The 14,012-nt window shown below is 26.0% G+C and carries 12 protein-coding genes and 1 pseudogene; all 13 read left to right on the top strand.

From position 1 onward, the window contains the following. The first annotated feature begins 28 nt into the window (after positions 1–28). The 13 genes and pseudogenes from murE (at position 29) to D9V72_RS01060 (ending at position 13,898) form a co-directional block, all read left to right on the top strand. Complete coding sequence (murE, locus tag D9V72_RS01115) at positions 29–1,522, top strand: UDP-N-acetylmuramoyl-L-alanyl-D-glutamate--2,6-diaminopimelate ligase (RefSeq protein WP_158354738.1); 1,494 nt, start codon at positions 29–31, stop codon at positions 1,520–1,522. Beyond that, complete coding sequence (locus D9V72_RS03180) at positions 1,519–2,334, top strand: Mur ligase family protein (protein WP_261979228.1); 816 nt, start codon at positions 1,519–1,521, stop codon at positions 2,332–2,334. Before murE ends, D9V72_RS03180 begins: the two co-directional genes overlap by 4 nt. Continuing rightward, the gene (locus tag D9V72_RS03175) at positions 2,310–2,894 is read left to right on the top strand and encodes a glutamate ligase domain-containing protein (RefSeq protein WP_261979227.1); all 585 of its coding nucleotides are present in this window, start codon (positions 2,310–2,312) and stop codon (positions 2,892–2,894) included. The genes D9V72_RS03180 and D9V72_RS03175 overlap by 25 nt, the downstream gene beginning before the upstream one ends. Next, positions 2,878–3,951: a phospho-N-acetylmuramoyl-pentapeptide-transferase gene (gene mraY / locus D9V72_RS01105; protein WP_158354736.1), complete on the top strand. Its 1,074-nt coding sequence runs from the start codon at positions 2,878–2,880 to the stop codon at positions 3,949–3,951. Before D9V72_RS03175 ends, mraY begins: the two co-directional genes overlap by 17 nt. Continuing rightward, positions 3,951–5,270, top strand: a complete 1,320-nt coding sequence (gene murD / locus D9V72_RS01100; RefSeq protein WP_158354734.1) for a UDP-N-acetylmuramoyl-L-alanine--D-glutamate ligase — start codon at positions 3,951–3,953, stop codon at positions 5,268–5,270. The genes mraY and murD overlap by 1 nt, the downstream gene beginning before the upstream one ends. Beyond that, entirely contained in the window at positions 5,267–6,466 is a 1,200-nt protein-coding gene (gene ftsW / locus D9V72_RS01095) for a cell division protein FtsW (RefSeq protein WP_158354732.1), read from the top strand. The genes murD and ftsW overlap by 4 nt, the downstream gene beginning before the upstream one ends. After that, a complete protein-coding gene (gene murG / locus D9V72_RS01090; RefSeq protein WP_158354730.1) occupies positions 6,463–7,527 on the top strand; it encodes an undecaprenyldiphospho-muramoylpentapeptide beta-N-acetylglucosaminyltransferase in 1,065 nt (354 codons plus the stop codon). Before ftsW ends, murG begins: the two co-directional genes overlap by 4 nt. A gap of 42 nt (positions 7,528–7,569) precedes the next feature. Then, positions 7,570–9,015, top strand: coding sequence for a UDP-N-acetylmuramate--L-alanine ligase (gene murC / locus D9V72_RS01085; protein WP_158354728.1), 1,446 nt, complete (start codon positions 7,570–7,572; stop codon positions 9,013–9,015). A gap of 4 nt (positions 9,016–9,019) precedes the next feature. Further along, positions 9,020–9,939: pseudogene (locus D9V72_RS01080) on the top strand (D-alanine--D-alanine ligase). Positions 9,940–10,084: 145 nt separating this feature from the next. Then, the gene (gene ftsA, locus D9V72_RS01075) at positions 10,085–11,341 is read left to right on the top strand and encodes a cell division protein FtsA (protein WP_158354726.1); all 1,257 of its coding nucleotides are present in this window, start codon (positions 10,085–10,087) and stop codon (positions 11,339–11,341) included. A gap of 54 nt (positions 11,342–11,395) precedes the next feature. After that, complete coding sequence (gene ftsZ, locus D9V72_RS01070; protein ID WP_158354724.1) at positions 11,396–12,550, top strand: cell division protein FtsZ; 1,155 nt, start codon at positions 11,396–11,398, stop codon at positions 12,548–12,550. Positions 12,551–12,790: 240 nt separating this feature from the next. Beyond that, entirely contained in the window at positions 12,791–13,135 is a 345-nt protein-coding gene (erpA, locus tag D9V72_RS01065) for an iron-sulfur cluster insertion protein ErpA (RefSeq protein ID WP_158354722.1), read from the top strand. Between the two features lie 64 nt (positions 13,136–13,199). Further along, positions 13,200–13,898, top strand: a complete 699-nt coding sequence (locus tag D9V72_RS01060; RefSeq protein ID WP_158354720.1) for a 5'-methylthioadenosine/adenosylhomocysteine nucleosidase — start codon at positions 13,200–13,202, stop codon at positions 13,896–13,898. The last annotated feature ends 114 nt before the right edge of the window (positions 13,899–14,012 follow it).

Raw genomic sequence — 14,012 nt, 5'->3', positions numbered from 1 at the left:
ATTTGAAAATTGAGTCAAAAGGAAATAAATGAATAGCACTTGCTTAAAATATTTATTATCACCATGGATTAAAAATATTCCAAATAAATATATTTTGAATTTAAATATGGATAGCAGAACTATAAATCAAGGAGATTTATTTATAGCTGTTCCAGGAATAAAAAAAGATGGACGTAATTTTATTTGTGAAGCTATTCAAAAACAATCAGCAGCAATTCTATGTGAAACTAAAAAAAAAGAAAATCATGGAATGTTTAAATACATTGACAATGTTCTGATAATATATTTTTTTAAACTATCTGAAAACATATCAATGTTAGCAAATCGTTTTTATAAAGAACCAGGCAAAAAATTAAAAATAATTGGTGTAACTGGTACTAATGGAAAAACAACTGTAACACAATTAATTAATCAATGGAGCGAAATTTTAGGTAATAAAACAGCAACTATGGGAACTTTAGGAAACGGTTTTTACAATTCCTTAAATCCCACAAAAAACACTACTTCTTCCGCAATTTTTATTCATTTATTCTTATCTATAGCACTAGAAAAAAAAGCTGAATTAGTTACTATGGAAGTTTCTTCACATGGCCTAATACAAAATCGTGTTAAAGAAGTGCCTTTTTATATTGCAATTTTTACAAATCTTACACAAGATCATCTAGATTATCATCAAAACATGAAACAATATGAATCAGCAAAATGGTTATTATTTAGTACACATAAAGTAAAAAAGATCATAGTAAATGCCGATGATAAATATGGAAAAATATGGTTAAAAAAACTGCTTGATTACTACACAATAGCCGTTACAATTCAAAATCCTAAGCAAAAAAAATATTCTACAAAATGGATAAATGCTACTGATATTAAGTATATTAATAGTTCTGTTCTTATTGCATTTGAATCAAGTTGGGGAACAGGTAAAATATTGTCTCATTTAATTGGACGTTTTAATGTAACAAACCTTTTGTTATCATTAGCTTGTCTTTTAGAACTAGGTTATAGTTTATCTGATCTGATTCGCACATCCGCAAAATTAATACCTGTACATGGTCGAATGGAAATATTTACTTTTATTAAAAAACCAACTTTTATTATTGATTATGCTCATACACCGGATGCATTAAAAAAAACACTTGATGCCATTCGATTACATTACTCAAGTTACATATGGTGTATATTTGGATGTGGAGGAGATAGGGATAAGAAAAAGCGTTCTATTATGGGAGCGATTGCAGAAAAAATGTCAGATAAAGTCATTATTACTAATGATAATCCAAGAAATGAAAAAGAAAAAAAAATCATCAAAGACATTTTAAATGGTTGTAAAAATAAAAAAAGAATACTCATTATTAAAAATAGAAAAAAAGCAATATCTTATGCTTATTATAAAGCAAAATATAACCATATAATCTTGATAGCTGGAAAAGGACATGAAGAAAAACAAGTAATTCGAAATAGATATATCAATTATTCAGATAAAAAAATAGTCTTAAACTTATTGGAAAAAAAGATATGATTTCTTTATCATTAAAAAAAATTGCTTTAATTACTAATGGAAAACTACATGGAACAGATTTTTTAATAGATCAGATTGTAATTGATTCTAAAAAAATTGTTCCAGGTTGTCTTTTTGTTGCTTTAATAGGAAAAAAATTTGATGCACATATTTTTATAAACGATGCCATCAAAAAAGGTTGTTCTGCTTTTATCACACAAAACAACATAAATTCTTATGTCTCATATATCATAGTAAAAAATACATCTATTGCTTTAGGTCAAATTTCTAGCTGGATTCGTAAAAAAACTAACGTAAAAGTCTTAGCTATCACTGGTTCTTGTGGAAAAACATCAGTAAAAGAAATGACAGCATCTATACTAAGAAAAAATGGAAATACGATATCTACTATTGATAATTCAAACAACAATATTGGCGTACCTATGACGTTATTACAGTTAACAAAAAAACATAAATATGCTGTAATTGAATTAGGAGCAAATAAACCAGGTGAAATTGCTTATACTAGTAGTATTAGTCAACCAGAGATTATATTGATTAATAATATTCATTTTGCTCACTTAAAAGGATTCAAATCGTTATTAGGAGTATCTCAAGCAAAATCAGAAATACTGACTGGATTAAAACCTAAGGGAATAGTTGTTATTAATTTAGATAGTCATCATCTTTCACAATGGAAGAAAGATATAAAAAAAAATAAAATTATATTTTTTTCCATTAAAAAAAAAAATATAGCGATTTTTTTTGTAGTAATATTAAAATTTATGTATATGGCACATCTTTTACAATGCATACACCATGCGGAAAAATAAATATTTCCTTACCATTTTTAGGTTATCAAAATATATCTAATGCATTAGCAGCCAGTGCTCTTTCTTTCGCACTTAAAATACCATTAAAACAAATAAAAATAGGACTATTAGAAACTCCTCTTGTTTCAAGAAGATTAGAATCAATTATATTAGAACCTAATAAAATTTTAATTGATGATACTTACAACTCTAACGTTTCATCTATGATTTCAGCAATAAAAGTATTAGAAAAAATGCCAGGATACAAAATATTAGTTACCGGAGACATGGCTGAATTAGGAGAAAATAGCATTTTGTATCATAAAATGATAGGAAACACTGCTAATTTATCTAAAATTAACAAAATTTTTAGTATCGGAAACATAAGCAATCAAATTACTACGGTTTTTAATAACGGCAAACATTTTTATACTAAAAAAAAATTATGCGAATCTTTAAAATATTTTTTTTTAAAGAAAGAAAAAATAACAATATTAATCAAAGGATCTCGTAGTGCAAAAATGGAAGAAGTAGTAGAAGAGCTTATCAAGGAGAGTAAAAAAAATGTTAGTTTTATTTAATGAGTACTTCAATTTTCATTTAAACATTTTTTATTATGTTCCATATCGTGCAATATTTAGTTTATTAAGTTCTTTTTTTATTAATTTATATCTTGGACCACATTTCATATATCACTTTAAAAAATTAAAAAAATATCAAATAATACGAGAAAACGGACCGAAAACACACCGATTAAAAAATGAAACACCTACTATGGGTGGAATTTTTATAATTTCTTCTATATTATTTTCGACGATATTATATTGTAATTTATCTAATATCTATATTTGGTATGTTATTATTATATTAATAGGATATGGTATCATAGGTTTAATAGATGATTATAAAAAAATAAAATACAAAAATTCTAAAGGATTAACATTAAAATGGAAATATTTTTTTTTATCTATTTTTGCTTTTATATTTATTTCTATAATGAATGCTAATAATCAAAGTATTATTCCTACTCAATTAATGATTCCTTTTTATATAAAAAATTCTTTTGAAATGAATTATTTATATATATTTCTTTGTTATTTCGTAATAGTTGGAACTAGCAATGCCGTTAACATTACAGATGGATTAGATGGTTTAGCTATTATGCCTGTAGTTTTTTTAGCTTGTGCTTTTGCATTAATATCTTTATTTAGTGAAAATATAAACAATTCTAATTTTTTGCATATTCATTATGTAAAAAATTCAGAGGAATTAGCTATATTATGTATGGCAATTATTGGATCAGGATTAGGTTTTTTATGGTTTAATAGCTATCCAGCCAAGGTATTTATGGGAGATGTCGGATCCTTATCATTAGGTGGTTCTTTAGGAACTATAGCAATATTATTGCATCAAGAATTGCTGCTAATTATCATGGGTGGGGTTTTTGTTTTTGAAACAATATCTGTTATTATGCAAATAATGTCATTTAAAATTAGAAGAAAAAGAATTTTTAAAATGGCCCCAATTCACCACCACTATGAAATTAAGGGAATATTAGAACCTTTGATTGTTGTAAGATTCTGGATTATTTCATTAATATTACTATTAATAGGTCTTATTTCTTTAAAGGTGTGTTGATGTCATATAATTATTTTGGTAAAAAAATATTAATTTTAGGTATGGGATTAACAGGAATATCATCTCTTAATTTTTTTTTACGAAGAGGCATAAAACCTAGAATTATTGATGAATCTGAACATCCTATAAATTTAAAAAAAATTCCTCAAAAAATTGAATATAGTTTAGGAAGTTTAAAAAAAAAATGGATTTTAGAATCAGATTTAATCATTATAAGCCCAGGAATTTCTTCATTTAAACCTATTTTAATTAAAGCGCGTTTATTAGGAATTGAAATTCTCAGTGATATTGAATTATTTGCTAGAGAAGTGACTGTTCCGATCATTTCCATTACAGGAACTAATGGAAAAAGCACAGTATCTACAATGATTGCAAAAATTGCGGAAAACGCAGGTTGCAAAGCTTCTTTAGGTGGAAATATTGGTTTTCCTGTTCTAAAAATGCTTGATAAAAAAGTAGATTTATACATAATAGAACTATCTAGTTTCCAACTAGAAAATACATTTACTTTAAAATCAAAAATAGCAGTTATTCTTAATATCACTGAAGATCATATAAATAGGTATCCCCAAGGATTTCAACAATACAAAAATACTAAAATATCTATTTATAAACAAGCAGAAATTTGTATCGTTAATTCTAACGATAAATTAAATAATCTTGTTGACAACAAAACAAAAACTTGGGTTAGTTTTGGAACAAGTCAAAGTGATTATTACATCTCTTATAAACATAATGATGCTATTTTATTTTTTAAAAATAAAAAAATATTGAATACTAATGAAATATTATTATCTGGTGATCACAATTATAATAATGTATTAGTCTCTATTGCTATTTCAGATGCAATGAAATTTCCTAGAAGTTCTGCAATAAATACACTTAAAAATTTCTCAAACTTACCACATCGGTGTCAAATAATTAAATATGAAAAAGGTATAAGTTGGATAAATGATTCTAAATCTACAAATGTGAATAGTACTATAGTTGCTTTAAAATCTATAAAAACATCTGGAAAAATACGATTATTATTAGGTGGAGACAGCAAGTTTGCAAATTTTAACGCACTAAAAATATATTTTAAAAAATTAAAAATAAAAATTTACTGTTTTGGAAAAGATGGTATTAAACTATCAAAAATATACAAGAAAAAATCTATTTATGTTGAAACTTTAGAAAAAGCAATAATATTAATTTTAAAACAAGTTAAATCAGGTGACACAGTGCTTTTATCTCCTGGATGCAGTAGTTTAGATCAATTTTCTAATTTTGAAGAGAGAGGTAATTTTTTTATAAAATTAATAAAGGAAATAACTTGATGTACTTACAAGAAAAAAATTTAAAAAATGAAAAAAATATTGCAGAACATCATGATAAAAAAGATTATATTTTTATACTATATGACCGTCTATTGTTATGGCTGACTTTAAGTTTGTTTTCTATTGGATTAATTATGGTTATGTCCACGTCGATTTCTATAAGTCAAAATATATATCATAATCCTTTTTTTTTCATAAAAAGAGAAATATTTTATTTTTTTTTAATATTTTTATTATCTTTTATTTTTTTGCGCACACCAATTATTTTCTGGAACGAAAATAGTAATATTATATTAATAATTTCAATTTTATTACTAATTTTTGTATTACTAGCAGGTCATTCAATACATGGATCTTTTCGATGGATAAGTATAGGTTTCTTACATATACAACCCTCTGAAATATGTAAAATTTCTTCTTTCTGTTATATATCTAGTTATTTGTCACGAAAATCTAATGAAGTACGTAATAATTTCTGGGGATTTTTAAAACCCATGAGTATTATTACAATACAATCTATTCTTCTATTAGCAGAACCTGATTTAGGCACTGTTATTGTACTTTTTTTTACTACTTTATCTCTTTTGTTTATTTCTGGTGCTAAAATAGGACAATTTTCTATAATTATCACAATGAGTTTATTAATAGTAATTTCATTAATATTGCTAGAACCGTATCGTGCTAAAAGAGTTTTATCTTTTTGGAATCCTTGGAAAGATCCATTTGGAAATGGATATCAACTAATACAATCATTAATAGCATTAGGTCGTGGTAATTTTTTAGGACAAGGTTTGGGTAATTCAATACAAAAACTAAATTATTTACCTGATGCACACAGTGATTTTATATTTTCTATTATAGGTGAAGAATTGGGTTATATTGGTTGTTTTTTAATATTGTTAATAATTTTTACTATTGCTTTTCGTGCCATGTATATTGGACAACAAGCTTTAAAGAAAAATCAAATTTTTTCAGGTTTTTTGGCATGTTCTATTGGTGTTTGGTTTAGTTTTCAAACATTCATTAATGTTGGTGCTGTTACTGGCATTTTACCAACTAAAGGTTTAACCCTACCATTTATTAGTTATGGTGGATCTAGTTTAATTATAAATGCAATAGCCATTTTTTTTCTTTTAAGAATAGATTTTGAAATGAGATTAAGAACATCACAAGCATTTCCTAGAGGACCTAAATGATTACTAAAAAAATAATAATTATGGCAGGTGGAAGTGGTGGTCATGTTTTTCCGGGGCTAACTATAGCACGTTATTTGATTAAAAAAGGATGGTGTGTTAAATGGATAGGAACAAGAAATAGTATAGAATCTAAAATTATACCTCAATATGGTATTAAACTTCATTATATTAAAATTAAGGGATTGCGTAATACTACCTTAAAAAACTTAATTTTTTCACCAATGTATATACTACGTGCCTATTATGATGTTAAAAAAATAATAAAAAATTGGTCTCCAGATATCATATTAGGAATGGGGGGGTATGTATCTGGTCCAGGGGGAATTGCTGCTTGGAATTGCAAAATCCCATTTCTTTTACATGAACAAAATAAAATCGCAGGAATTACAAATCGATGGCTTTCTAAAATATCCACAAAGAATATGCAGGCATATCCTGGGGTTTTAAAAAATGCAGAAGTAGTCGGCAATCCAGTTCGTGAAAGCATTATAAATATTAGTCCTCCTATCAATCGTTTTAAAAACAGAAAAGGTCTTTTACGGGTATTAGTTATTGGTGGTAGTCAAGGATCATCAATTTTAAATTACATATTACCTGAAGTATTATTTTTATTAAAGAAAAAAATTATTATTTGGCATCAAACAGGGAATTATGAATTAGAAAAAACTAAAAAAAAATATCAAAAATTGCAATTAAATCAATTTATAATTACCTGTTTTATAAAAAATATAGCTTCTGCATACGAATGGGCTGATATAATTATTTGTCGTTCTGGAGCATTAACTGTAAGTGAAATATCTATAGTGGGAATTGCTGCTATTTTTATACCTTATCCACATAAAGATAAACAACAACATCGAAATGCAGAAAATTTAGAATCTATTGGTGCTGCAAAAATAATTGATCAATCAAATTTTAATACTACGTTAATAGTTAATATACTTAATTCGCTCAATAGAGATAAACTATTGATTATGGCAGAAAAAGCTTTTTCTCTCGGTATTCGTGATTCCATGTTGAATATTTTCAATATCATTAATAATGTTGTTAAAAAAACATAAATCTTACATATTTAAACATATTAAAATTAAAAAGATCAAAGTATGAATGTAAAAGATATAAAAAAAATTAACTTTTTTATTTCTGAAAAAAAAAATAAAAAAATTCATTTTATTGGCATTGGTGGTACAGGAATGGTCGGTATTGCTTTAATTTTATTAAAGTTAGGATATAAAATTAGCGGTTCTGATTTATTTAAAAATTTGATTACAGAAAAGTTAATTAGTCTAGGTGCAACTATATATTTTAAACATTCCAAAGAAAATATTCAAAACATTGATTTTATTATTAAATCTAGTGCTATCTCATCAAAAAATAAAGAAATTATTGCTGCTAAAAAAAATAATATTCCTATATTATTAAGAGCAGAAATGCTTGAAATATTAATGAATTTTAAATACGGAATAGCGATTTCTGGCACGCATGGAAAAACTACTACAACGTCAATGATTTCTGATATTTTTATTGAAAGTGGTCTACGTCCTACCGTCATTAATGGTGGTTTAATAAAATCAATTAATTCTCATGCGCAATTAGGTTCTTCTCATTATTTTATTGTAGAAGCAGATGAAAGTGATGCTTCTCTTTTATATTTAAATCCAAAAATAGTGATTATAACTAATATTGAAATTGATCATATAGATCATTATGACAATAGTTTTGAAAAATTAAAGCACACTTTTCTAATTTTTTTAAAAAAAATTCCATTATATGGAACTGCTATAGTGTGTATAGATAACAGCGCTATTTGCGATATTTTGCCTAATATAAAATGCAAAGTAATTACATATGGTTTCAATAAAAATGCAGATGTACGCATTTCATGCTATAAACAAAATGATTTTCTTGGTAATTTTCAAATTGTTTTCAAAAATAAACAAAAATTAAATTTAACATTAAATATACCTGGTAGACATAATGCATTAAATGCAGCAGCTGCTATTGCTCTCGCAATACATGAGGGAGTAAAAAGTCATAATATAATTGCATCATTAAAAAAATTTCAAGGTACTTGTAGAAGATTTGAATTCCTAGGATTTCTTTCAATTCAAAAAGATATTAGCAATAATACTAATTGCATGTTAATAGATGATTATGGACATCATCCAACAGAATTATCTGAAACTATTAAAACAATAAGAATGAGTTGGCCGAATAAAAACTTGATAATGATATTTCAACCCCATCGCTATACAAGAACATATAATTTATATCATGATTTTGTTCAAATTTTATCTCAAGTTGATATTCTTTTAATATTAAATGTATATTCTGCAAATGAAGAATTTATTATTGGAGCAGATAGTCTTTCACTGTTTAATGATATAAAAAAGTCGGGTAAAAATCATGTAATTTTTATTTCTGATCATAATCTAATATTAGATGCTCTTGTTTCTAAATTAAATGGAAATGATATTATTTTAATACAAGGTGCCGGAAACATAGATACAATAATGCATAAAATATTAATTAAAAAAATAAGAAAGTGATAAAATGAACAGAAAAATAGCAGTTTTATTGGGTGGAACATCTTCTGAAAGAAAAATTTCAATTAAATCAGGATATGCTGTTCTTAATAGTTTATTGAAATCTAAATTAAACGCATATCCTATTGATACACGTGATTATTTTATAACGCAATTAAAACAAGAAGGTTTTGATAAAGTATATATTTCATTACATGGAAAAGGTGGCGAAGATGGCAGTATTCAAGGAGTGCTAGAATATTTGAAAATTCCTTATACAGGAAGTGGAATTATGGCATCTTCAATCTCTATAGATAAATTTAGAACTAAATTACTATGGAAATCTCGGGGTCTTTTAACAGCACCTGATATTTATATTTCAAAAAAAAAAATTTTGAAATGTTTTACAAAATCATAATAAAAAAAATATTAAAATTAGGATTTCCTGTCTTAATCAAGCCAAATAATCAAGGATCGAGTGTAGGCATAACACTAGTATCTCATCTTAAGCAACTCAGTAATGCTATAAATATAGCTTTTGATTATGATGATAATATTCTTATTGAAAAATTTATAACAGGAAAAGAATATACAGTATCTATTTTAGGTGGAAAAGCACTACCTTCTATTCATATTTCTACTAATAATGATTTTTATGATTATAGTGCTAAATATATATCTTCCTCTACCAAATACTCATGTCCAAGTGGATTAAACATAACCCAAGAAATGGAATTAAAGAAGATAGCAATCTTAGCATGGAATACATTAGGATGCAGTGGATGTGGAAGAATTGATGTTATATTAGATAATGAAAACAAATTTTGGTTGCTAGAAGTTAATACTATACCTGGAATGACAAATAGAAGTTTAGTTCCAATTTCTGCAAAAGAAATGGGAATATCATTTGATGAACTAGTATTATTAATTTTAAACATGAAAAATTAATATTTATTTAAATATAAAATTAATTAAAATAGTTTATTTTTAAAAGTACGACTATTGATTTTGATATTTTACATAGATATAAAAAAAGAAATTAATTTACCAAAAAAGTAATAAACAAAGAAATATAGTACAGGCTAAAAAATAAATGATCATATCAAAAGATAGAAAATTAGTAGTCGGATTAGAAATTGGTACTACTAAAGTTGTCACTTTGGTAGGAGAAGTATTAATAGATGATACGATTAAAATAATTGGATTAGGAACTTGTTTTTCTAAAGGAATAGATAAAGGAAGAATTAATAATTTAGATTCAATAGTTTCATGTATACAGGAATCTATTAACAAAGCTGAAATTATGGCAGATTGTCAAATTACTTCCGTATATCTGTCTTTATCTAATAAATATATTAATTCTCAAAATGAAATAGGTATGATTCCAATTTCTGAAGATGAAGTAACAAAAGAAGACTTAGAGAATGCAATACACATTGCAAAATCTGTTAAAATTCCTAACGAACATCAAATATTACATGTAATACCTCAAGAATACTCTATTGATCAACAATCTGGAATAAAAAACCCTATAGGTTTGTCTGGAGTACGCATGCAAGTAAAAGTGCATTTAATTACTTGCCATAAAAATATGATAAAAAATATTATTAAAGCTGTAGAAAAATGTGATGTAAAAGTTGATCAAGTCATCTTTTCAGGTCTTGCTTCAAGTAAAGCTGTTTTAACTGAAGATGAATGTAATCTTGGCGTATGTATGATCGATATAGGTGGAGGAACAATAGACTTTACTATTTATATTAATGGATCTATACAATATAGCCAAGTTATACCATATGCTGGGAATATTGTAACTAGCGATATCTCATATGCTTTTAGTACTTCTTACTATGAATCAGAAAATATGAAAATTCAATACGGATCTACAAAAAAACCTTTTTTGGGGACGTCAAAAAACATTGATTTTTCTGATATAAATAGTAATTTTCAAAAAACTTTACAACACGATCTATTAATAGAAGTAATCGAATCAAGATATATTGAATTGTTATCTCTAGTACAAGATAAAATTGTTTATATACAAAAAAAACTTTATAAAATAGGAGAAAAATATGAGTTATTAAGCGGTATAGTACTTACTGGAGGTGGGTCAAATATTTCACATTTAACTGACTGCGCAGAAAAAGTTTTTCATAAAAAAATTCGTATCGCTAAACCTTTTAATGTTTCTGGATCGATAGAAGAAATAACTTCATCACATTACTCCACAGTAATTGGTTTATTACATTATGGAAAAGAATCTTATATAAATATCGATAAGAAAAAAAAAGAAGATTCTTTTCTTGAAAAAATTTTTAAACAAATTAACAATTGGTTTAAAAAAGAGTTTTAAAAATATATTATACTTAAAACTTTATAAAAAATAGATATATAATGGAAACCAATCATGTTTGAACCTGCAGAATTAAGTAATAACGCAATAATTAAAGTAATTGGTGTCGGAGGCGGAGGTGGAAATGCAGTAGAACACATGGTTAGAGAACGTATTGAAGGAGTAGAATTTTTTGCAGTTAATACTGACGCGCAAGCATTAAGAAAAATAGAAGTAGGACAAACTATACAAATAGGGAATAATATAACAAAAGGATTAGGTGCTGGAGCTAATCCAGAAATTGGACGTACCTCAGCAGAAGAAGATAAAGAATTATTAAAATCTGCATTAGATGGTTCTGATATGGTTTTTATAGCAGCTGGTATGGGAGGTGGAACTGGAACTGGAGCTGCTCCTGTAGTAGCAGAAATTGCAAAAGAATTAGGTGTACTTACTGTTGCTGTAGTCACAAAACCCTTCAATTTTGAAGGTAAAAAAAGAATGATTGTAGCAGAACAAGGTATAATCGAACTATCAAAATATGTAGATTCCTTAATTACAATTCCTAATGATAAATTATTAAAAGTTCTCAGTCGAGGGATCTCTTTATTAGACGCTTTCAGTGCAGCTAATAATGTTTTAAAAGGCGCCGTACAAGGTATTGCGGAATTAATTACAAGACCTGGATTAATGAATGTAGATTTTGCTGATGTACGTACTGTAATGGTAGAAATGGGATATGCAATGATGGGGACGGGAATATCTTCTGGAGAAAATCGTGCAGAAGAAGCAGCAGAAATAGCTATATCTAGCCCCTTACTAGAAGATATAGATTTGTCTGGTGCACGTGGTGTATTAGTCAATATTACTGCTGGATTTGATTTAAAATTAGATGAATTTGAAACTGTCGGAAATACTATTAGATCTTTTTCTTCAGATAATGCAACAGTTGTTATAGGCACTTCTTTAGATCCTGATATGAACGATTCTCTTCGTGTAACAGTTGTCGCTACTGGAATTGGAATGGAAAAAAATTTAGATATTAATAAAATAAAAAATAAATCTTCTCGAGAAGTTTTGATGGATTATCGTTATCAATATTTAAATGTATCTTCAACAAAAAACGATAAGAAAATTATCAAAAAAGAAATAAAGAATTCAGAAGAAAAAAACAATAAAGAACCAGAATATTTAGACATCCCATCTTTTCTTCGTAAAAAAGCAGATTAATTTTTTTAAAATTATTTAAAAAAAATCTTTAAAAACATTGAATTAATTCGTAATAAATAATATTATTATTTCTGATAACCTGCGCCAATAATGACTAAATTCTCTATCGGCGCACGGATATATTGTGAATTCAAAATGGATATAAATAAAATTTTTAAAAAATTTTTATTTATGATAAAATTATAATAGAATATTTATGTCAAATAGATTTATTTAAAAAAATTTGAGAACAAAATAAAAATGAAAAAATCTTTTAAAGATTATCTCACATTCACTGAAAAAGCAATTAAAAAAATAAAAAATCTCATTAAAATCCAAAAAAATATTAATTTAAAATTAAGAATTTATATAAATGGTGGTGGATGCAGCGGTTTTCAATATCAGTTTGTTTTTGATACATCAATGAACGAAGATGATATTATCATTACTCAATCAGATGTCTCATTAATTATTGATCCTATTAGTTTACAGTATTTATACGGTGGCCAAATAGATTACTTAGAAAATCTAGAAGGTTCTAAGTTTATAGTTTCTAATCCGAATGCAAAAAATACATGTGGATGCGGTTCATCATTCAGTATTTAAACACTAGAAGATAGATCAAATAATCTTATTTAACTTTAAATTATTAAATATATATAATATTAAAATGAAAATTGGAATAATAGGTGCTATCAGTCAAGAGACTGAAATACTCAAGAAAATAATACATCCATATGCAGAGAGAATGGTTAGAAATTACAAAATTTATATAAAAACATTCAAAAAAAATGATATTTTTTTAATAAAATCAGGTGTAGGTAAAGTTTCTGCTAGCATTGCAACTATGATTCTTATTAATTTTTTTAAAATAGATATAATTATTAATAGTGGTTCCGCTGGAAGTTTAAATTCACAACTAAAAATTGGTGATATTATTATACCTCAAAAAACATGTTATTATGATGTAGACTTAACAAATTTTGGATATTTTCAAGGACAAATACCTAAATATCCCAAAAAATTTACAATTAATAAAAAAATATATAATTTTTTTGAAAAAAAATCTTATAAACATGAATTAAAATTCACGAAAGGACTTATTATTAGTGGAGATTCATTTATCAGAGAAAATTCACGTATGAAATTTTTAAAAAAAATATTTCCCTCTGCAATAGCTGTTGAAATGGAATCTGCGGCAATAGCTCAAGTTTGTTACAAATTTAATATTCCTCTTATTGTTATAAAATCTATATCTGATGCATCTGATAATAATGCTACTCTAAATTTTAAAAAAAATGTTTCATTTGCATCATGTCAACTTGTTAAGTTTGTAAAAATAATTCTAGAAAATTTAATTAATATATAAATATCATGTAATCCACTTAATAAACAATAGCATTCTTATATTATTTTTGATAACCTCTATTAAGATAATTTTTTCATAACTTTCACTTTCTTAAAAATTTTATAAAAATTTATA

Source organism: Buchnera aphidicola (Macrosiphum gaurae) (assembly GCF_005080965.1).
Taxonomy (GTDB): domain Bacteria; phylum Pseudomonadota; class Gammaproteobacteria; order Enterobacterales; family Enterobacteriaceae; genus Buchnera; species Buchnera aphidicola_S.
This window is presented reverse-complemented; position numbering and strand designations above follow the sequence as displayed.

What these genes read in the sequence shown, in the direction of transcription:
- murE (WP_158354738.1), top strand. Translation starts at nt 29, where the DNA reads ATGAATAGCACTTGCTTAAAATATTTATTATCACCATGGATTAAAAAT.
- mraY (WP_158354736.1), top strand. Translation starts at nt 2,878, where the DNA reads ATGTTAGTTTTATTTAATGAGTACTTCAATTTTCATTTAAACATTTTT.
- murG (WP_158354730.1), top strand. Translation starts at nt 6,463, where the DNA reads ATGATTACTAAAAAAATAATAATTATGGCAGGTGGAAGTGGTGGTCAT.
- D9V72_RS03180 (WP_261979228.1), top strand. Translation starts at nt 1,519, where the DNA reads ATGATTTCTTTATCATTAAAAAAAATTGCTTTAATTACTAATGGAAAA.
- D9V72_RS01060 (WP_158354720.1), top strand. Translation starts at nt 13,200, where the DNA reads ATGAAAATTGGAATAATAGGTGCTATCAGTCAAGAGACTGAAATACTC.
- ftsA (WP_158354726.1), top strand. Translation starts at nt 10,085, where the DNA reads ATGATCATATCAAAAGATAGAAAATTAGTAGTCGGATTAGAAATTGGT.
- murC (WP_158354728.1), top strand. Translation starts at nt 7,570, where the DNA reads ATGAATGTAAAAGATATAAAAAAAATTAACTTTTTTATTTCTGAAAAA.
- murD (WP_158354734.1), top strand. Translation starts at nt 3,951, where the DNA reads ATGTCATATAATTATTTTGGTAAAAAAATATTAATTTTAGGTATGGGA.
- D9V72_RS03175 (WP_261979227.1), top strand. Translation starts at nt 2,310, where the DNA reads ATGCATACACCATGCGGAAAAATAAATATTTCCTTACCATTTTTAGGT.
- ftsZ (WP_158354724.1), top strand. Translation starts at nt 11,396, where the DNA reads ATGTTTGAACCTGCAGAATTAAGTAATAACGCAATAATTAAAGTAATT.
- erpA (WP_158354722.1), top strand. Translation starts at nt 12,791, where the DNA reads ATGAAAAAATCTTTTAAAGATTATCTCACATTCACTGAAAAAGCAATT.